Source organism: Caballeronia sordidicola (assembly GCF_001544455.2).
Classification (GTDB): Bacteria; Pseudomonadota; Gammaproteobacteria; order Burkholderiales; family Burkholderiaceae; genus Caballeronia; species Caballeronia sordidicola.
Map to the genome: position 1 here is coordinate 299,831 of NZ_FCOC02000003.1, position 16,814 is coordinate 316,644.

At 60.4% G+C, this 16,814-nt stretch carries 20 protein-coding genes; 10 read left to right on the top strand and 10 right to left on the bottom strand.

The features are described 5' to 3' along the window. Nucleotides 1-108: 108 nt before the first annotated feature. Nucleotides 109-1,515: an NADP-dependent phosphogluconate dehydrogenase gene (gnd, locus tag AWB64_RS07685; RefSeq protein ID WP_060818101.1), complete on the bottom strand. Its 1,407-nt coding sequence runs from the start codon at nucleotides 1,513-1,515 to the stop codon at nucleotides 109-111. Between the two features lie 383 nt (nucleotides 1,516-1,898). Here gnd and AWB64_RS07690 point away from each other — a divergent pair, with 383 nt between their 5' ends. The 4 genes from AWB64_RS07690 (at nucleotide 1,899) to AWB64_RS07705 (ending at nucleotide 4,453) form a co-directional block, all read left to right on the top strand. Beyond that, entirely contained in the window at nucleotides 1,899-2,234 is a 336-nt protein-coding gene (locus AWB64_RS07690; protein ID WP_060818102.1) for a hypothetical protein, read from the top strand. 53 nt (nucleotides 2,235-2,287) lie between these two features. Next, the gene (gene panE / locus AWB64_RS07695) at nucleotides 2,288-3,232 is read left to right on the top strand and encodes a 2-dehydropantoate 2-reductase (protein WP_060818103.1); all 945 of its coding nucleotides are present in this window, start codon (nucleotides 2,288-2,290) and stop codon (nucleotides 3,230-3,232) included. Between the two features lie 109 nt (nucleotides 3,233-3,341). Next, entirely contained in the window at nucleotides 3,342-3,926 is a 585-nt protein-coding gene (locus tag AWB64_RS07700; protein WP_060818104.1) for a chromate transporter, read from the top strand. Next, the gene (locus AWB64_RS07705; protein ID WP_060818105.1) at nucleotides 3,923-4,453 is read left to right on the top strand and encodes a chromate transporter; all 531 of its coding nucleotides are present in this window, start codon (nucleotides 3,923-3,925) and stop codon (nucleotides 4,451-4,453) included. Before AWB64_RS07700 ends, AWB64_RS07705 begins: the two co-directional genes overlap by 4 nt. 51 nt (nucleotides 4,454-4,504) lie before the next feature. Here the strand turns inward: AWB64_RS07705 and AWB64_RS07710 are convergent, their stop codons facing one another. Further along, complete coding sequence (locus tag AWB64_RS07710; protein WP_060818405.1) at nucleotides 4,505-5,053, bottom strand: hypothetical protein; 549 nt, start codon at nucleotides 5,051-5,053, stop codon at nucleotides 4,505-4,507. Between the two features lie 167 nt (nucleotides 5,054-5,220). Between AWB64_RS07710 and AWB64_RS07715 the strand changes: the two genes are divergently transcribed. The 3 genes from AWB64_RS07715 to AWB64_RS07725 all read left to right on the top strand — a co-directional run bounded on the left by AWB64_RS07715 (nucleotide 5,221) and on the right by AWB64_RS07725 (nucleotide 8,308). Beyond that, nucleotides 5,221-5,559 (top strand): thioredoxin family protein, encoded by a 339-nt coding sequence (locus tag AWB64_RS07715; protein ID WP_060818106.1) that lies wholly within the window; start codon nucleotides 5,221-5,223, stop codon nucleotides 5,557-5,559. A gap of 210 nt (nucleotides 5,560-5,769) precedes the next feature. Continuing rightward, on the top strand, nucleotides 5,770-7,347 hold the full coding sequence (locus AWB64_RS07720; RefSeq protein ID WP_060818107.1) for an aldehyde dehydrogenase (NADP(+)): 1,578 nt from the start codon (nucleotides 5,770-5,772) through the stop codon (nucleotides 7,345-7,347). Nucleotides 7,348-7,378: 31 nt separating this feature from the next. After that, nucleotides 7,379-8,308, top strand: coding sequence for an SMP-30/gluconolactonase/LRE family protein (locus AWB64_RS07725; RefSeq protein ID WP_060818108.1), 930 nt, complete (start codon nucleotides 7,379-7,381; stop codon nucleotides 8,306-8,308). A gap of 15 nt (nucleotides 8,309-8,323) precedes the next feature. On the opposite strand, the gene AWB64_RS07730 is transcribed toward AWB64_RS07725, so the two are convergent. The 3 genes from AWB64_RS07730 to AWB64_RS07740 all read right to left on the bottom strand — a co-directional run bounded on the left by AWB64_RS07730 (nucleotide 8,324) and on the right by AWB64_RS07740 (nucleotide 9,878). Then, nucleotides 8,324-8,755, bottom strand: a complete 432-nt coding sequence (locus AWB64_RS07730; RefSeq protein WP_060818109.1) for a GNAT family N-acetyltransferase — start codon at nucleotides 8,753-8,755, stop codon at nucleotides 8,324-8,326. Next, complete coding sequence (locus AWB64_RS07735) at nucleotides 8,756-9,355, bottom strand: short chain dehydrogenase (protein ID WP_060818110.1); 600 nt, start codon at nucleotides 9,353-9,355, stop codon at nucleotides 8,756-8,758. It abuts the gene before it with no gap. Nucleotides 9,356-9,437: 82 nt separating this feature from the next. After that, nucleotides 9,438-9,878 (bottom strand): hypothetical protein, encoded by a 441-nt coding sequence (locus AWB64_RS07740; RefSeq protein ID WP_060818111.1) that lies wholly within the window; start codon nucleotides 9,876-9,878, stop codon nucleotides 9,438-9,440. 331 nt (nucleotides 9,879-10,209) lie between these two features. On the opposite strand from AWB64_RS07740, the gene AWB64_RS31890 reads away from it, so the two are divergent. Then, nucleotides 10,210-10,383: a hypothetical protein gene (locus tag AWB64_RS31890; RefSeq protein ID WP_167353907.1), complete on the top strand. Its 174-nt coding sequence runs from the start codon at nucleotides 10,210-10,212 to the stop codon at nucleotides 10,381-10,383. 55 nt (nucleotides 10,384-10,438) lie between these two features. On the opposite strand, the gene AWB64_RS07745 is transcribed toward AWB64_RS31890, so the two are convergent. Next, entirely contained in the window at nucleotides 10,439-11,053 is a 615-nt protein-coding gene (locus tag AWB64_RS07745; protein WP_060818112.1) for a DUF3005 domain-containing protein, read from the bottom strand. Nucleotides 11,054-11,360: 307 nt separating this feature from the next. Here AWB64_RS07745 and AWB64_RS32205 point away from each other — a divergent pair, with 307 nt between their 5' ends. Both AWB64_RS32205 and epsC read left to right on the top strand, forming a co-directional pair. Then, nucleotides 11,361-11,606, top strand: coding sequence for a hypothetical protein (locus AWB64_RS32205; RefSeq protein ID WP_075643256.1), 246 nt, complete (start codon nucleotides 11,361-11,363; stop codon nucleotides 11,604-11,606). A 134-nt stretch (nucleotides 11,607-11,740) separates the two neighbouring features. Continuing rightward, complete coding sequence (epsC, locus tag AWB64_RS07755) at nucleotides 11,741-12,700, top strand: serine O-acetyltransferase EpsC (protein ID WP_060818114.1); 960 nt, start codon at nucleotides 11,741-11,743, stop codon at nucleotides 12,698-12,700. Between the two features lie 31 nt (nucleotides 12,701-12,731). Here epsC and folE read toward each other — a convergent pair whose 3' ends face one another. The 4 genes from folE to AWB64_RS07775 form a co-directional block, all read right to left on the bottom strand. Beyond that, nucleotides 12,732-13,391 (bottom strand): GTP cyclohydrolase I FolE, encoded by a 660-nt coding sequence (gene folE, locus AWB64_RS07760; protein ID WP_060818115.1) that lies wholly within the window; start codon nucleotides 13,389-13,391, stop codon nucleotides 12,732-12,734. 94 nt (nucleotides 13,392-13,485) lie between these two features. Beyond that, nucleotides 13,486-13,716, bottom strand: coding sequence for a hypothetical protein (locus tag AWB64_RS07765; RefSeq protein WP_060818116.1), 231 nt, complete (start codon nucleotides 13,714-13,716; stop codon nucleotides 13,486-13,488). Between the two features lie 828 nt (nucleotides 13,717-14,544). Continuing rightward, nucleotides 14,545-15,660, bottom strand: coding sequence for a succinylglutamate desuccinylase/aspartoacylase family protein (locus AWB64_RS07770; RefSeq protein ID WP_060818117.1), 1,116 nt, complete (start codon nucleotides 15,658-15,660; stop codon nucleotides 14,545-14,547). Nucleotides 15,661-15,897: 237 nt separating this feature from the next. Continuing rightward, the gene (locus AWB64_RS07775; protein WP_060818118.1) at nucleotides 15,898-16,689 is read right to left on the bottom strand and encodes an ABC transporter substrate-binding protein; all 792 of its coding nucleotides are present in this window, start codon (nucleotides 16,687-16,689) and stop codon (nucleotides 15,898-15,900) included. Nucleotides 16,690-16,814 lie beyond the last annotated feature (125 nt).

Here is a 16,814-nt window from a genome sequence, read left to right on the forward strand (position 1 = left end):
CGGGATCGTAAAAGAAAGCGCCGTTGCCGATCACCGAAAATGATCGTGCAACGGCGCAGTCAATCACAACGTTTCCTGCTTCGGCGTCAGGTCATGACGCCTTGAAGCTTACGCCCAATCCGCGTGAAAACTCCCCTTCTTGTCCACGCGCTCGAACGTATGCGCGCCGAAGAAGTCGCGTTGCGCCTGCACCAGGTTCGCCGGCAGCGTTTCGGAGCGGTAGCTGTCGTAATAAGCCACCGCCGATGAAAACGCCGGTACCGGCACGCCTGCCTTCACCGCGGCGACCACGACCTCGCGCAACGCGTCCTGATACTTCGCTGCAATGTCGCTGAAGTACGGATCGAGCAGCAGGTTGTGCAAGTCTGCGTTGGTCTTGTAGGCGTCCGTGATCTTCTGCAGGAACCCCGCTCGGATAATGCAGCCGGCCCGGAAGATTTTCGCGATCTGACCGTATTGCAGATCCCACTTGTACTCTTCCGAAGCCGCGCGCAACTGCGCGAAGCCCTGTGCATACGAAACAATCTTGCTCAGGAACAAGGCGCGCCGCACGGATTCCACGAACGCGTTACGGTCGCCGTCGAACTTGGGCGACGGTCCCTTCAGTTGCTTGCTCGCTTCCACGCGCTGATCCTTGAGCGACGACAGCACGCGCGCAAACACGGCCTCGGTGATCAGCGGTAGCGGCGCGCCGAGATCGAGCGCATTCTGGCTTGTCCACTTGCCCGTGCCCTTTTGCGCGGCGCGGTCAAGAATCACATCGACGAGATCCTTGCCTGTTTCTTCGTCTTTCTTCGAGAAGATCTTCGAGGTGATTTCAATCAGGTAGCTATCCAGCTCGCCCTTGTTCCACTCGACATAAACCTTGCCCAGTTCTTCATTCGACAAACCCGCCACGCGCTTCAGCACGTCGTAGCTTTCGGCGATCAGTTGCATGTCGCCATACTCGATCCCGTTGTGCACCATCTTCACGTAGTGCCCCGCGCCGTCCGGACCCATGTACGCCACGCACGGCTCGCCGTCCGGCGCCTTCGCGGCGATCTCGGTAAGGATCGGAGCCACGAGGTCATACGCTTCCTTCTGGCCGCCGGGCATGATCGACGGGCCCTTGAGCGCGCCTTCCTCGCCGCCCGATACACCCGTGCCGATGAAATGCAGGCCCGACTTCGCCAGATCCGTGTTGCGGCGGATGGTATCGGTGAAATGGGTGTTGCCGCCGTCGATCAGGATGTCGCCTTTTTCAAGCAGCGGGCGCAGCGAGTCGATGGTGGCGTCGGTGCCCTGGCCGGCCTTGACCATGAGCAGGATGCGGCGCGGCTTTTCCAGCGACCCGACGAATTCTTCCAGCGTGTAAGAGGGGACGAGCTTCTTGTCGGGATGCTCGGCCATCAGGTCGTCGGTTTTTTCGCGGCTGCGGTTATAGACCGATACTGCGTGCCCGCGGCTCTCGATATTCAATGCCAGATTGCGTCCCATGACGGCGAGGCCGACAACGCCGATTGCTTGTTTGCTCATGTTTCTCTCCGAATGACCGGAGCGCTTGCGGTTCGTGGCCGCGCACGCTGCGGATACGTTTGTGTCAATGGGGGCGGTGTCCGCGATGGCGTTCGGCCGGGTTTTCGCGCCATCTAGCGCGTCGCGCCGGAGCGAGACGCGCGGGATGTGCCGCCCAACGCGGCCCCGCGCCGCCGAACGCCGCGCGGAACGCGCAGACCGAGCGAGATTACCACTTTGACACGCAACCGGCAGACATCGCGCGCGGCGCAGGCATGGCGCGCGGGGCGTGCGCGGGTCGAAAACGGGCCAGCAAGCGCCCCTTTCGGCGGCGGTCTAGAATGAGCGTCCCAGCCCGTTCCAGGACCGATCCGCGCGCCGGAAAAAGCGCACAAGGCAAATGCATGGCCCTTAGAAGGAAGGCTCACCACTACCACGTCTACGTGATCGAACTCGCCGATACGGTGTGGAACGAAGCGCGGTTCCGGCGCGCCAATCCGGATTATGTGCTGGGCAAGCCGTTTGTTTATGTAGGCATGACGGGCATCGACCCGGACGTTCGTTTCGATAAACACAAGGCCGGCATCCAGTCGAACCGGTATGTGCGCGAGTTCGGGCTGCGCCTGTTGCCACAACTGTACGAGTTGTACAACCCCATGCCGTACGAAGGCGCGCGAGAGATGGAAGTGGAACTGGCAATCGGCTTGCGGGAAGCGGGATACGGCGTATGGCAGGCGTGAAGACAGCGCGCGGATTCCGGGCGCATCGATCAGACTAATCGGGAGCAGCACATATGCGGATACTGGTGGTGGGCGCAGGCGCAATTGGCGGATATTTTGGCGGACGGCTGCTCAATGCCGGACGCGACGTAACGTTTCTCGTGCGCGGACGGCGCGCCGCGCAACTGGCGCGAACGGGTCTCAACCTGCGCAGCCCGAACGGCGATTTATCGATACCCAATCCGCCCGTCGTGCTGGCAAAAGACGTCGCCGAGCCCTTCGACCTGATCCTGCTGAGCTGCAAGGCTTACGACCTCGACGGTGCCATCGAGTCGATCAAGACCTCGGTGGGTCCGGACACTGCCATCCTGCCGCTGCTCAACGGCATGCGGCATCTGGACGTGCTCGAAACGCAGTTTGGTCCCGACCATGTACTCGGCGGCCAGTGCGTCGCTGCCGTGACGCTCGACGCCGAGGGGACCATCGTGCATTTGAACAAGATGCATTCGATGACCTTCGGCGAGCTTGCAGGCGGCACATCGGCGCGTATCGAGGCCATCGCCGCCGAATTCTCGGGCGCGCAATTCGACGCCGCCGCGAGCCCGAATATCCTTCAGTCCATGTGGGAAAAATGGACTTTCCTCGCGACGCTCGCGGCCGGCACGTGCTTGATGCGCGCACCCGTTGGCGACATCATCGCGGCGCCGGGCGGTCAGAAACTGCTGCTCGATCTCTTCGATGAAGCCCGCGCCATTGCCGCGGCAAACGGCTTTGCGCCCGGCGAGGCCGCGGTCACCCGCACGCATTCCATGTTGACCGAAGCGGGTTCCGGCATCACCGCGTCGATGCTGCGCGACCTGGAAAATGGCGCGCGCATCGAGGCGGATCACGTGGTGGGCGATCTGATCGCGCGTGGGAATGTGCCCGGGCACGAGCAGCACTCGCCGATTTTCTCGACCGCGTACACCCACCTGAAGGCATACGAATCGCGCCGGGACCGAAGCGCGAAAGCCTTGTAAGGCATGCGGTGAAAACACGGGAAATTCGTCAGTTGTCCGCGTCAGTGCTTTGAATCCGCGCAAATAAAGCGTTACCCTCTGCGCTTTTCCAAAGCACTTATCGCCATCAATGCACGAAGACGCTCACGATCAGCCACTCGCGCCGCCGACCATCGCGGAAATTTTCATCGGCTTCCTGACGCTTGGGCTGACCGCCTTCGGCGGTGCACTGCCGCTTGCACGCCGCGAAGTGGTCGAGCGCCGCAAATGGCTCAACGCCGATGAATTCACGGATCTGCTCGGGCTGTGCCAGTTTCTCCCCGGCGGCAATGTCATCAATTTATCGGTGGCGATCGGAATGAAGTTTCGCGGCGTTCCCGGTGCGCTCGCGGGCCTGCTTGGCTTGATTGTGGGACCGTCGCTGATCGTGATCGCGCTCGGCGTGCTCTATCAGCGCACGCACAACGACGCGCACATTCGCCATCTCTTCGCGGGATTGGCTGCGGCTGCGGCGGGTCTGCTGGTATCGATGGCCGTCAAAGTCGCGTGGCCATTGCGCAGGAAATTGTCGATGGCGGTCATCGCCGTGCTGGCCTTCGCGGCAATCGCATTGGTGCGCTTGCCGCTGTTGCCCGTGATGCTCGTCCTCACGCCGATATCGATTTTCATCGCGTCGAAATTCAGCGGTGAGACGAACCGCGGGGCTAACCAATGAATCACGATCTCGTCTCGCTCGCCGCGATTTTCAGCCAGCTTTCGTTGCTCGCGTTCGGCGGCGGCAATTCCATCCTGCCCGAGATGCAGCGGCAAGTGGTCGAGGTGCATCAGTGGATGTCGAAGGCGGATTTTTCCGCGCTGTTCGCGCTCGCGCAAGCCGCGCCGGGACCGAACATGATGGTCGTGACGCTGGTCGGCTGGCACGTGGCGGGTTGGCCGGGAGTGATCGTGACATCGATTGCGAAGTTCGGGCCGTCGTCATTCGTCACTGTCGCCGCCATGCATGCGTGGGAGCGCTTCAAGCACCATTCGTGGCGCCGCTACGTGCAACTCGGCCTCGTGCCTATGACGGCGGGGTTGCTGGCAGCAAGCGCCGCGCTGATTGCGGAGGCGTCGGATACGCAATGGGTGCTGGGCGGGATTACGGCGGCGGTCGCGCTGTTGTCGTTCAAGACAAAGGTGCATCCGCTATGGTTGCTGGCTTTGGGAAGTCTGGTCGGGCTGACGGGATTCGGGCAGTTCTAGGCCGCGCTGGGTCGCGGGTGGGGAACGTGCCTGATATGTATGCGCCAAGCCTTAAGCGGCATCGATGAGTTCGGCAATATCGTCAACATCGATGGTGCGGCCATGTTTGTTCTTCACGCCGCGGCCCCACGCCTGAACAAACGCGCCCGGACTCAGATAGCGGGCAAGTTCGGCAGCGGCGTGAGGCGGCATGCGCAGCGACGTGCCTTCGTCCAGCAGCGCGCCGCGCAATTCGCCCCTTGGACCATACAACGACATGGTCACTTCTCCCTGTACATCCATTGGCTTGCCTTCAAGTCTTGCAGTACCTGGCACATGATGTTGCGGCCCTTCGTCGATGATCTCGACGCCGTTCTGGCTCGCCAAGGAAACAGCCGCAATGACGTTGGCGGTACGCGGTTTCACGCCGCGCACGCGAATGGTATTGCCGGGCGCAATGTGCTTCGTCACTTGCCTTGTCATATGCGGCGGGAAGTGAACTTGCAGCGTGCTGCCCGGCGTGTTCAGGATCAGGCCGTCAAGCTCACCGTGGGGATTCAACAGGAATTGCGTTACCTTGCCGCGCGTTTCCGGCAGGCAGGCGGGATCGATCCAATGCATGAGCGCTCCAATAAAGTCAGTCGCCGTTCGCGAACGGCGGAGAACGAGATGCATCGGTTCAGCAAGAAACCTGCCTCGCGGCCCTCCCGCCATAAAAGAGCGGCTGCAAGCGGGCTGGATCGTTGCTCACTAGAATGTACGATGATCCGATAAAAGGAGCACCCTTCATGGCGATGACAACCGATTACGCAACAGCCGAGCCGCCGCGTGCGGATATCGATGATCTTGCGGGGCCAACGGTGGTTGAGTTCGGCACCGCGTGGTGCGGTTATTGCAAGGCGGCCCAGCCGCTGATTGCACAGGCGTTCAACAATCACCCTGGCGTGCGGCATCTGAAGATCGAAGATGGCAGCGGCAGGCCGCTTGGCCGGTCTTTTCGCGTCAAGCTCTGGCCGACGCTGATTTTCATGGACAGCGGACGGGAAGTCGCGCGGCTGGTTCGGCCAAGGGACGTGACGGAAATACGCGATGCGTTTGCGCTCATCGACAAAACGCTTTCCACTTGAAGCGCCTTCTTGCGAGGGGTTTTGCCGGCCGTCACCAGTGCGATGGCGAGGGCGAGGAATATCATCGGTGGAAGCAGAGGGCTGGAACGAGCGTTTCTGCAGGATAACGGCGCAGCGAACTTTCCGCGCGACGGCGCGGTCCACCGTCGAGTGGGCGGTTCCCTAACTTTCCAACATAACGTGCCATTCGCGGTTATCAGGAGAATTGACATGCAGATCACGGGTGAAATGCTGATCGGTAAAACGGCCGTGCGCGGAACAGATGCAACGCTGCACGCCTTCGATCCCGCGCGCAATCTCAAGCTCGAGCCGGCGTTCGGCGGCGGCGGCGCGAAGGAAGTCGCGCGCGCGGCGGAGCTGGCCGAACAGGCCTTCGATACCTACCGCCTCGCGCCGCTCGAAACACGCGCGCAGTTTCTCGAAGCGATTGCGGACAACATCGTGGAAATCGGCGATGCGCTTATCGATCGCGCGCACGCCGAATCCGCTCTGCCGAAAGCGCGTCTCGAAGGCGAGCGCGCCCGTACGGTTGGGCAGTTGAAGCTGTTTGCCTCGCTCGTGCGGGAAGGGCGATGGTTGAGCGCCACGCTCGATTCGCCGCAGCCCGATCGCAAGCCGTTGCCACGTCCCGATCTGCGCCTGCAGAAGATACCGGTCGGCCCGGTTGCGGTGTTCGGCGCGAGTAATTTTCCGCTGGCGTTTTCGGTAGCCGGGGGCGATACCGCCGCAGCGCTTGCCGCCGGTTGTCCGGTTGTCGTCAAGTCGCATCCTGCGCATCTGGGAACGTCCGAAATGGTCGGACGCGCGATCCAGAAAGCGGTATCGGACATGGGCTTGCCCGAGGGCGTGTTCTCGCTCGTGGTGGGCGAGGGCAACGGGATCGGCGAGGCGCTGGTCGCGCATCCGGCCATCAAGTCGGTCGGCTTCACGGGTTCCCGGCGTGGCGGCCTTGCCTTGATGGAGATTGCATCGAAACGGCGCGAGCCGATTCCCGTGTTCGCCGAAATGAGCAGCATCAATCCGTTCTTCGTGCTGCCGGGCGCGCTGGCCGCGCGCGCTGAAACGCTTGCAAGCGGATTCGTGGATTCGCTCACCCTTGGCGTCGGCCAGTTCTGCACGAATCCGGGTCTCGTACTCGCGCTGGAAGGGCCGCATTTGCAGGGGTTTATCGACTATGCGGTGAGCGCGCTGGAGAAGAAGAGCGCTCAGACCATGCTGACGTCAGGGATTGCCGCGGCCTATCAGAAAGGGATCGCGCAACGCGATCAATCCGGTGTCGAGCGCGTTGCAACCGGCGCCGAAACCGATGTGCCTTTCGCCGCGCTGCCAGCGCTTTTTACCGTCAGCGCCGAGCGTTTTGCGGACACGCCGCATCTCGCGGACGAGATTTTCGGTCCGGCGGCGCTGATCGTGATTTGCCGCGACGAGGACGAGATGCTGGACCTCGCGCGGCGTATCGAAGGTCAGTTGACCGCCACGCTTCAGCTTGAAAACGATGACGTGCCGTTCGCCCGCCGCCTCATGCCGATCCTCGAGCGCAAGGCCGGGCGGATTCTCGCGAACGGCTTTCCAACGGGCGTCGAAGTATCGTATGCCATGGTGCATGGCGGCCCATATCCGGCGACCTCCGACAGCCGCGCGACTTCGGTGGGCGCAATGGCTATCGAGCGGTTCCTGCGGCCGGTGTGCTATCAGGATCTGCCGGCGGCCTTGTTGCCGCTCGCGCTTCAGGACGACAATCCGCTGAGCCTGTGGCGTCTGCGCGATGGCGAGCTTGGACCCAATTGACCCAACCACACAGCAAGGAGACCTTATCTTGATGGAGCGCCGTTATCCCGATCCTGCCGTCCGCGTACTGGACGAGCGATTCAACGCGCTGCGCGTGACGGCGGCATCGGTGGAATGTCTGTACCAAGGCGCTCGATGGTCGGAAGGACCAGTCTGGTTCGGCGACACGCGCTCGCTTCTGTGGAGCGACATTCCAAACAACCGCATGCTCCGATGGGACGAGGAAACCGGCGTCGTCAGCACGTTCCGGAAGCCCTCGAACAACGCGAACGGCAACACGCGCGACCGCGAAGGGCGGCTTGTGACATGCGAGCATCTGACGCGCCGCGTGACGCGCACGGAATACGACGGGTCGATCACGGTGATCGCCGATCAATACCAGGGCAAGCCGCTCAATTCTCCCAACGACGTGATCGTCAAATCCGATGGCTCCATCTGGTTCAGCGATCCAACATTCGGCATCGATGGATTCTACGAAGGCGAGCAGAAGCCGCCGGAATTGACGCCGGGTGTGTATCGGGTCGATGCGAAAAGCGGCGAGATCACGTTGATGATTTCCGATCTGGCCGGTCCGAACGGACTCGCATTTTCGCCGGATGAATCCGTGCTTTATGTAGTCGATTCGCGCGCGTCGCCGCGTGAAATCCTTGCATACGAAATGGCGCCGGATGGCTGTTCGTTCAACGATTCGCGCGTGGTGATCGACGCTCGCGATGGCACGCCGGATGGTTTTCGCGTCGATATCCACGGCAACCTCTGGTGCGGCTGGGGCATGGGGAGCGACGAGCTTGACGGGGTGCGCATATTTACGCCGCGCGGTGAAGCGATCGGGCATATCGCGTTGCCCGAACGCTGCGCGAACGTGTGTTTTGGCGGCCGGCACCGCAACCGCTTGTTCATGGCCGCGAGTCACGGGCTCTACGCGCTGTACGTCAATACACAAGGCGTGAAGGGCGGCTGAAGAGTGCCTGGGGATTTATCCGGCCGCGCGCTTTTCCATCAGCTTGGCCGGTTCCGCTGGGGCCGCAAACCCGAAGCGCGCGTACAGCGTGTGTGCGCTCGACGTAGTCAGCATCATCTTTCGCAAACCCTGCAAATCCGGATGCGTCAGTACGCATCGCACGAGCCAGACGCCGAGGCCGTTGCCCTGATGTTCGGGCAGCACGAAGACATCGGCGAGATACGCGAAGCTCACCGTGTCCGTGATCGCGCGTGCATAACCAATCTGGACGCCGCGATGAAACAGCCCGAACGCGAGCGAATGGCGCGCCGCGCGTTCGACCTTCTCGCGCGAGATCCCCGGCGACCAGTACGCGACTTCGCTCAAGTACCGATGCACGACATCGAAGTCGAATTCGGCAATATCCGTTGTTACGCGATAATCGTCGCGCAGCCATTCGATCGCCATTCAACGCACCTTGTAGACGCGGCCGGTTTCGAGTCCTTCCACGCTGCGGCTGTAAGCCAGCGCCACGCGTGCGCCGGATGCCGCTTCAAAGCCGCGGAAGTACGGGCCGAACGCTTCGCGCGCTTCTTCCAGCATGGTTGCATTGACCACGTTGATGCGCAGTCCGCGCGGTAGCTCGATCGCGGCGCCCCGTACAAAACCTTCTATTGCGCCGTTCACCGCTGCGGCGCTCGCGCCATACTTGATCGGTTCGTCTCCAACGATTCCGCTTGTCAGCGTGAACGAGCCGCCATCGTTTAGATAACGCTGCGCATGAAGCACGAGATTGACCTGGCCCATGAGCTTGTCATCTAGGCCGATACGGAACTGTTCCGAGGTCATTTGCGAGAGTTCGCCGAAATGCACATGGCCGGCGGTGGCCACAATGGCATCGACCTGGCCAATCGATTTGAAAAGCGCATGAACGCTGTTGAGATCGGTCAGGTCCACGCGATGCGTGCCGCGCGTCGCGCCGATCTCGAACACTTCGTGACGTGGCGCGAACTCGGCCAGAACGGCCCGGCCGACTGTGCCCGTGGCACCGATAACGGCAATTTTCATGAGGAACTCATCGAAGAGGAAATGGGCCCTCATTGTGCGTTTTCACCGCCGCTTGAACAAGATGCGGCGTTTGACGGCGGCTTTATTTCCGCTGCAAATTTTGCTCGTGCGATGCATCCGGCGACAGCAGGAAGATCGCCGCTGCCAGCTTGCTCACCAGCACAATGCCGGTCACGATTGCGGCCGTTGGGAACATTCTCCACTCCACGCCGAGCATGGGACCGACCAGCACGACTGACGCTACGCCAAGCGCGACGGTGAGCCAGCGCGCCCATTGCAGCCGCAGCGCGACGCAGACGTACAGGCCGCCGATTAATACCCGCGACGCGATCAGCGGTGCAAGAGGCTCGTTCGGTCCCACCATCAATGCAAGGCCCATTTCAGCCCACGAGAGGACGTAGGCGACACCCAGGCATGCGATAGCAGTCGAAAGCGCCTGTGTTGTCCAGGGCGCGCGCAGATCGAACGAACGTGACGTGCCTTGTGTTGCAGCTTCGTTCGTATAGGTATTGGTCGTTGTCATTTCTGGTCCCGTGGCTTACTTTTTTCTGGATCCGTACGTTCTGCATTCCCGCTGGATTCCTGATGCTTTTGTCTGACTGGCAACCCGCCCGGCAACCTTTTATGCACGAGACGTGCCAGGCCATGCCAAATGCTGGGAACATCGCTTGCTTTCAAACTCTTCAGGCCCGCTGGACGCGGATTTGCCTGAAGAAAGCGTGGCGCCGTTGAGGTTTTATCGACGAGAAACCGCCAGTGGCGGCGCGGCTGCATTGCAAGGGTCTCTCTTCGCGATGGCAGGCTTTACACGTTGACCGACTGACTATCCGGATCAAACGAAAAAAGGAACCCTTATGAGCGCGACGCAAGGTAATGAACCCAAAGAACAACGCCCACACTCGGAACGCGGGGAAGACGACGTCGATAAAGCCGTGGAAGACACGTTTCCGGCAAGCGATCCGCCGTCGACAGGCGGTGTGACGCGGATCGAATCAGACGAAGACAAGGAAAAGTCGAAAGCTAAATAAGAAAAACCGCGCTGAGCAGCGCGGTTTTTCCATGATCAGCCGAATTGTGCCGCGCTCAGGATTTGTCGCGCCGCTGAATTTCGATCAGCCTCGAAGGGCGCACGTGGTTGACCGCATAATGTTTGCGTCCGCGCAGCGTATCGCCGCGTGCGTCGCGATCCACGAAGTCGTATTGCCGCTCCACCTCTTCCGCATCAGGTGCGATCATGCCTTTGTCGACTACGCTGAAGCCGCTTGCCAGCTTCAGCGCCAGGCCATTACGCGCGGGACGGCTGTCGAAACCGCCGAGGCCGTCGCCTTGTTCGAAGCGTGAATTGACAAGCGATGCGTTCACGCCAACAAACGCATCCGGATTCTGTCCGATCAGGAATTCGTCCTTTGCCGCGTCGTGGCTTTTGCTGTCGGCGTCGACGGTATCGTCCAGTGTGTCGTCGTTGAGTACGTCGATTGCTTGATGTGTGAGATCGAGTTGCTCGATCGGTCCGCCTTCTTCCTTCGATGCACCCCGCGCCTCGCCGTCGCTGCGCGGCCCCGCCTGATTACTGTCCGCTGCGGCAGCCACGTCACCCGTCTTGGCGTGCGCGGTCTCCGTCTCCGGCTTTTTCAGTGGGCTGTCCGCGGCGCGCTGGGTTTGCTTGTCCTGCGACTCATTGTTCTGTGCGTTGTTCATGTTTCGCTCCGCCTCGAATTGATTAACCCGAGTATAGGACGCAAGAAGTATTCCGGAAGCCTCGTAATGTGCCGCGCCAGAGCGCTGATTATCGCGGGGAATAAACAACGGGATAAATCATCAGTAAATGTTCTAAGCCTGATCGATTTTTTTCAGTCGAACATGCCATTTCGCAAGAGTATGATTTGTTGTTCGCCGGGCCAGCGCGCGTTTCCGGACGGCCACCGCCGTAACGGCTTGTGCGCATGAGCGAGCAGGAGACGACCATCGCGAATCCAGCGGGGCATTTAAAAGATGGGGGTGATTCATGCAATATGACGATGCATTTTCACATCGTGGATATCTACTCAATTGCGCGCCGGCCCGCCAGGGCGACGGTTGTTTTCAGCCGTACGTCGTCATCTCCCGGTCAAGCGATGGCGAACTCGTCGCGAACCGTTTTTTTCCAGCGGATCTGCGCTTTGGCAATGCCGATGAAGCCATCGCCCATGCCCGCGACTGGGCCGTCCGATGGATCGACGCCAGTCACGTAAAAGTGGACCCGCCGTCCTGAACGTGCGGGACAGACCGGCCCGTTGTGGCGGAATTCCGCGTGCCGCAGGTCCGGCGTATTGGCGAAAAAACGGTTAATCTCGGGGCATTCATTAGAACGTGCCGTCATGGCGTACTCCGCTCAAGCCCCAAGACATGCCCAAAACCGTTTCCCCCGAAGCCTTGGCTTCTTCCCACGAATGGGGCCTCGACAAGATCGTGGCCGACTTGCGCGCGTCGCGCGAACAATTGCATCGCACGCGGCATCCGCTTGGCATTCGCGAATTGCCTTCGCGTGAAGCCATTGTCAAGATTGTCAACGGCTTGCGCTCCGCGCTGTTTCCGACGCATTACGGAGCCGCCGACCTGACCGCGGAAAGCGTGGATTACTACGTCGGGCATACGCTTGAAAGCACCTTGCGCCTGCTTGCCGAACAGATCCGGCGCGCATTGCGTTTCCTGCCTGAAAATCACGACCTCAGCGACGCCGAGCTTGGCACGCACGCGTTCGAACTCGCGCGCGAATTCGGCACGCAGTTGCCCGGCATCCGTGCGCTGCTCGTGAGCGACATCCAGGCGGCGTTCACCGGCGATCCGGCCGCGCAGCACATTACCGAAATCCTGCTTTGCTATCCGGGTATCTGGGCCATGACGCATCATCGTCTGGCGCATGCATTGCATAAACTCGGCGTGCCGCTGCTCGCGCGTTTTATCAACGAGATTGCGCACTCGGCGACAGGTATCGACATTCATCCGGGCGCGACCATTGGACCGAGCTTTTTTATCGATCACGGGACGGGCGTCGTGATTGGCGAGACCGCGGTGATTGGCGAACATGTTCGCGTGTATCAGGCCGTTACACTGGGCGCGAAGAGCTTTCCGGCTGGCAATGACGGCGTGCTTGTAAAGGGCAACGCGCGGCATCCGGTCGTGGAAGACCACGTGGTCATCTATGCGGGCGCGACCATTCTTGGGCGCGTGACCATCGGGCGTGGATCGGTGATTGGCGGCAATGTTTGGCTGACCCATAGCGTGCCGCCAGGCAGCAGCGTCTCGCAGGGGAAAATCCGCGAAGTGGGCGAGGGCATTGCGCCCGATGAAGGTCGCAGCGCCTGAGGTTTGGAGACCCGTTTTGCGCCTCGGGGCTTCAGGTATTCGATACGCTGAAGCCGCTCGAATGCCCGACGATCGAGAGAAATTCGCGACGCGTGGACGGGTCGTCACGGAAGGTGCCCAACATGCGCGATGTGACCATCGACGCACCTGCCTTATGCACGCCGCGCGTGGACATGCATTGATGCGTGGCTTCCAGGATCACGCCCACGCCTAGCGGTTGAAGGACTTCTTCTAGCGTATCGGCGATTTGTGCGGTCATCTTTTCCTGTATCTGCAGGCGTTTCGCGAATGCGTCCACGAGCCGCGCCAGCTTGGAGATGCCGACCACGCGCTCGCGTGGAAGATAGGCCACGTGTGCCCGGCCGATGATTGGCACCATGTGGTGTTCGCAGTAGCTTTCGAAGCGAATGTCCTTGAGCACGATCATTTCGTCGTAGCCCTGCACTTCCGAGAACGTGCGCGCGAGGATGTCCTTTGGATTTTGCGCGTAGCCCGCGAAGAACTCTTCGTAGGACCGGATCACGCGTGCGGGGGTATCGACGAGGCCTTCGCGGGAAGGGTTGTCGCCGGCCCAGCGGATCAGCACGCGAACGGCGGCTTCGGCTTCTTCGCGGCTCGGACGATCGGCGTGGCTGAGTTCATCAGCGTGGATGTCTGGGGACGCGTCGGGTTTGTTGCGCGTGGCGCTCATTGAAGGCTCCAGATGCTTGTAGCAAAGTCATGAAGCCGTCATTGTTCCACGTTTTTCCTTTGACAAGACCCCGGCGCAATGTCGGGTTCTCTTTTCAGGGTGTACCGGTTTTGCCGCCGCCGTCGATGCCTGAACCGGTTTGCCAGGTTCTTTTTCCTTCGTTCGATAGCTTGCCGGAACTGTTGTGCTGGTCGGGTTCGGTGCCTGGTTCGGCCATGGGGCCGCCGGGTTGCTCTTGAGCGCGCTGCTTTTCGCCCTTGCGCTGGGCGCGGCGTTCTTCCTGGGATCGGCCGGCGTAGTTTGTATTGGTCGGGTTTGCGGTCATGTCGGGACTCCTTTTGTGAGTGACAATGTGACGCGCGCAAGGGGCGTTCCAGCGGGAGCGGGGTGGGGTGGGTTTGTTTCGCGGAGTGTCTTGGGGTTGGGTGGTTTTATTGCTGAGCGCTCGTTGCTCGTTGTTCGTTATTTGGAGCAGATGGTGTTGGCCGGGAATCAATGCCGGGTTGCTGCTTTTTAGGGCTTCGCGCGTTTCGTTTTAGCCGATCTTTTTAGCACTGTTAGCCACTATCCGTGGCGGGACTTCATTTCTTTTTCCAACGGCGAAAAAGAAACGAAGCAAAGAAAACGCCTTCCAACCGCTAATTCTTAAGTGGACCAAGCGTGCACTGATATCTGCTTGGGACTTCAAAAGAACCCTCGCCGCCATAACCACCAACACCTGAAACCCTTCCCCTCCATATCCCGACATCCACACGCTTCGCCACCAGCGCCCTCGGGCAAGCACACAACCCCACAGAACCAGTTCGGTCGAACACCCCGTCGCGCGCCGCGCTTTCCTGTTGAAGGCTACTTACACTGGTGGCGAAGCGTGTGGGTAACCGTGGACGGAGCGGGAGGGTTTCGACTGTGCGGGGTTATGCGCTGAGCGTTCTTTTGAAGTCCCAAGCAGATGTAATTGCACGCTTGGTCTCTTTAAGAATTAGCGGTTGGAAGGCGTTTTCTTTGCTTCGTTTCTTTTTCGCCGTTGGAAAAAGAAATGAAGTCCCGCCACGGACAGTGGCTAATAGTGCTAGAAAGATCAACTAAGACAAACCGCGCGAAGATCTAAAAAGCAGGACCCATCTGCCCAAAAAACCTCCGCGCCAGCATCCCCCTACGCCGACAACAACGACCCCGTCCGAAACGCGGTAGCACTGGCAATCCGCGCCACCTCCATCCCGGCGGTCGTAAACCGCGCAATTTGTCGCGCATACAAAACACCACTGACCGTGCTGTAGAGCGTGGTCACGCTATCGCTCAACGGATCGACAACATCCGCCACGGCCTCGCCGGCATTCACCATAGCGCCCACGTTGGCGCGAAACACCAGCACGCCACTCGCCGGCGCCACAATCGGCTCAGCGCCGGCAAGCGGCGTAGCAGGATAAGACAGAACCGGCATGGCAGGCGCGGGCGCATCAATCACACCACGATGCATCAGGTAATTGATGATCCCCTGCGCGTCGGCATCGGCGAATTCATACGATACGTCGTGCTGGCTGCGCAATTCCACTGTCACCGAAATGCCGCCGTTCGGGATCGGAAAACGATCACCAAACTTCGCGCGCAAGTCCGACCAGCAAAAGCTGTGGATTTCATCGAAGGGATTGCCCACCGAATTCAACGCGAGCAGCGACGCCTTCGAGTCCAGATAACGCGCGAGCGGTTCGACTTCATCCCAGATGTCCGGATTGGTGTAAATGTGCAGCGCGGCGTCGAGATCACAATGCAGGTCGAGCACGACATCGGCGTCATACGATAGCTTTTGCAGTGCAAGACGCTGCGATTCGAGTTCGGTCTGCGGATGTTGCTCGTCAAGCGCGGCGCGCATCGCCTCGCGTACGGCAAGCTTGTTCTCCTGAATATCGCCCGAAAGCCGGCCTTCAATACGCGATGCAATCAGCGCACCCAGATCATGGAAATTGCGGTTGAAGTTATGGCCGCTATTGAGCTCGAACCGGCCAAGCAAGGTGCCATGCATGTTCTGGTTCAGCCCGATAGGATTCGGCACCGGCACGATCACCACTTCGCCGCGCAGCTTGCCCGCGGCTTCCAGTTCGGCGAGTTGACGGCGCAAGCGCCACGCGACCAGCATGCCCGGCAGTTCGTCGGCGTGCAGCGAGGACTGAATGTAGATTTTCTCGCCGCCGCCCGCGCCATAGTGAAAGCTCAGGATATTGCGGGTGGTGCCAAGCGATGGCGAAATCAGAGTGTGCGTTTTGGTTTGCATGGTGGTCGGACGCGCAAGGCGCTTTTAAGGCTTTGCGCTTCGATGAGTGGTGTCGGCATGTTCAGGAGAGCGGGGCGACGCGCAAGCCAAGGCTGTGCAACTCGGCATCGCCTGCTCCAGACGTTCGATCTTAGCCGAAAAAAGACGGGTTGCCGCATGCGGCGCATATGTGCCGCTAAAACAAAACGGGCTCCGCAGTGTTGCGGAGCCCGTTTTTACACGCTGCTCAGGTATCGATCAGCCGCCGTACACGTCGAAATCGAAGTATTTCTTTTCGAGCTTCTTGTACGTGCCGTCCTTGATGATCGCGGCGATCGCCTTGTCGATCTGCGCCTTCAGGTCGGTGTCTTCCTTGCGCAGGCCAATACCCGCGCCATTGCCAAGAATCTTTTCGTCGACCAGATCCTTGCCGACAAAGTCATAACCCGCACCGCGCGGGGTCTTGAGGAAGCCCACATCGGCTTGCACCGCGTCCTGCAGCGCTGCGTCAAGGCGGCCGGCCAGCAAGTCGGCGTACACGCCGTCCTGGTTCTGGTACGGCGTAACCGTTACGCCCTTCGACGCCCAGTAGGTCTTGGCGTAGGTTTCCTGGATGGTGCCTTGTTCCACGCCAACGGTCTTGCCCTTCAGGCCTTCAGGCGTCGGCAAGATGCCGCTGCCCTTCTTGGCGATCAGGCGCGTCGGGGTGTTGAAAAGCTTGCTCGAGAACGCGATTTGTTCCGCGCGCTGCGGCGTCATGGACATAGACGAGAGCACGCCGTCGAACTTCTTGGCCTTCAAAGCCGGAATCATGCCGTCGAAATCGTTTTCCACCCATACGCACTTCGCCTTCAGGCGCGCACAGATTTCATTGCCGAGATCGATATCGAAACCAACCAGCTTGCCATCCGGACCTTTCGATTCGAAAGGGGCGTAGCTGGCGTCGACGCCGAAACGGATGGTCGAGTAATCCTTCGCATTGGCGGTGACGGAGGTGATCGATGTGACGGCAAGCAGAGAGATCGTCAAAGCCGCGAGCAGTTTTTTCACTGTTTTTACTCCAAAGGTGGTCGGTACATCCCGGACAGATGGTGCCCGGGTTTGTCCGGCGCGAAGTCTCTCGCCGGACGGCTTACATTCCGCGGATTGTGTCCGCAATAGAATCGCAGCAGATT

What these genes read in the sequence shown, in the direction of transcription:
- gnd (WP_060818101.1), bottom strand. Translation starts at nt 1,515, where the DNA reads ATGAGCAAACAAGCAATCGGCGTTGTCGGCCTCGCCGTCATGGGACGC.
- AWB64_RS07690 (WP_060818102.1), top strand. Translation starts at nt 1,899, where the DNA reads ATGGCCCTTAGAAGGAAGGCTCACCACTACCACGTCTACGTGATCGAA.
- panE (WP_060818103.1), top strand. Translation starts at nt 2,288, where the DNA reads ATGCGGATACTGGTGGTGGGCGCAGGCGCAATTGGCGGATATTTTGGC.
- AWB64_RS07700 (WP_060818104.1), top strand. Translation starts at nt 3,342, where the DNA reads ATGCACGAAGACGCTCACGATCAGCCACTCGCGCCGCCGACCATCGCG.
- AWB64_RS07705 (WP_060818105.1), top strand. Translation starts at nt 3,923, where the DNA reads ATGAATCACGATCTCGTCTCGCTCGCCGCGATTTTCAGCCAGCTTTCG.
- AWB64_RS07710 (WP_060818405.1), bottom strand. Translation starts at nt 5,053, where the DNA reads ATGCATTGGATCGATCCCGCCTGCCTGCCGGAAACGCGCGGCAAGGTA.
- AWB64_RS07715 (WP_060818106.1), top strand. Translation starts at nt 5,221, where the DNA reads ATGGCGATGACAACCGATTACGCAACAGCCGAGCCGCCGCGTGCGGAT.
- AWB64_RS07720 (WP_060818107.1), top strand. Translation starts at nt 5,770, where the DNA reads ATGCAGATCACGGGTGAAATGCTGATCGGTAAAACGGCCGTGCGCGGA.
- AWB64_RS07725 (WP_060818108.1), top strand. Translation starts at nt 7,379, where the DNA reads ATGGAGCGCCGTTATCCCGATCCTGCCGTCCGCGTACTGGACGAGCGA.
- AWB64_RS07730 (WP_060818109.1), bottom strand. Translation starts at nt 8,755, where the DNA reads ATGGCGATCGAATGGCTGCGCGACGATTATCGCGTAACAACGGATATT.
- AWB64_RS07735 (WP_060818110.1), bottom strand. Translation starts at nt 9,355, where the DNA reads ATGAAAATTGCCGTTATCGGTGCCACGGGCACAGTCGGCCGGGCCGTT.
- AWB64_RS07740 (WP_060818111.1), bottom strand. Translation starts at nt 9,878, where the DNA reads ATGACAACGACCAATACCTATACGAACGAAGCTGCAACACAAGGCACG.
- AWB64_RS31890 (WP_167353907.1), top strand. Translation starts at nt 10,210, where the DNA reads ATGAGCGCGACGCAAGGTAATGAACCCAAAGAACAACGCCCACACTCG.
- AWB64_RS07745 (WP_060818112.1), bottom strand. Translation starts at nt 11,053, where the DNA reads ATGAACAACGCACAGAACAATGAGTCGCAGGACAAGCAAACCCAGCGC.
- AWB64_RS32205 (WP_075643256.1), top strand. Translation starts at nt 11,361, where the DNA reads ATGCAATATGACGATGCATTTTCACATCGTGGATATCTACTCAATTGC.
- epsC (WP_060818114.1), top strand. Translation starts at nt 11,741, where the DNA reads ATGCCCAAAACCGTTTCCCCCGAAGCCTTGGCTTCTTCCCACGAATGG.
- folE (WP_060818115.1), bottom strand. Translation starts at nt 13,391, where the DNA reads ATGAGCGCCACGCGCAACAAACCCGACGCGTCCCCAGACATCCACGCT.
- AWB64_RS07765 (WP_060818116.1), bottom strand. Translation starts at nt 13,716, where the DNA reads ATGACCGCAAACCCGACCAATACAAACTACGCCGGCCGATCCCAGGAA.
- AWB64_RS07770 (WP_060818117.1), bottom strand. Translation starts at nt 15,660, where the DNA reads ATGCAAACCAAAACGCACACTCTGATTTCGCCATCGCTTGGCACCACC.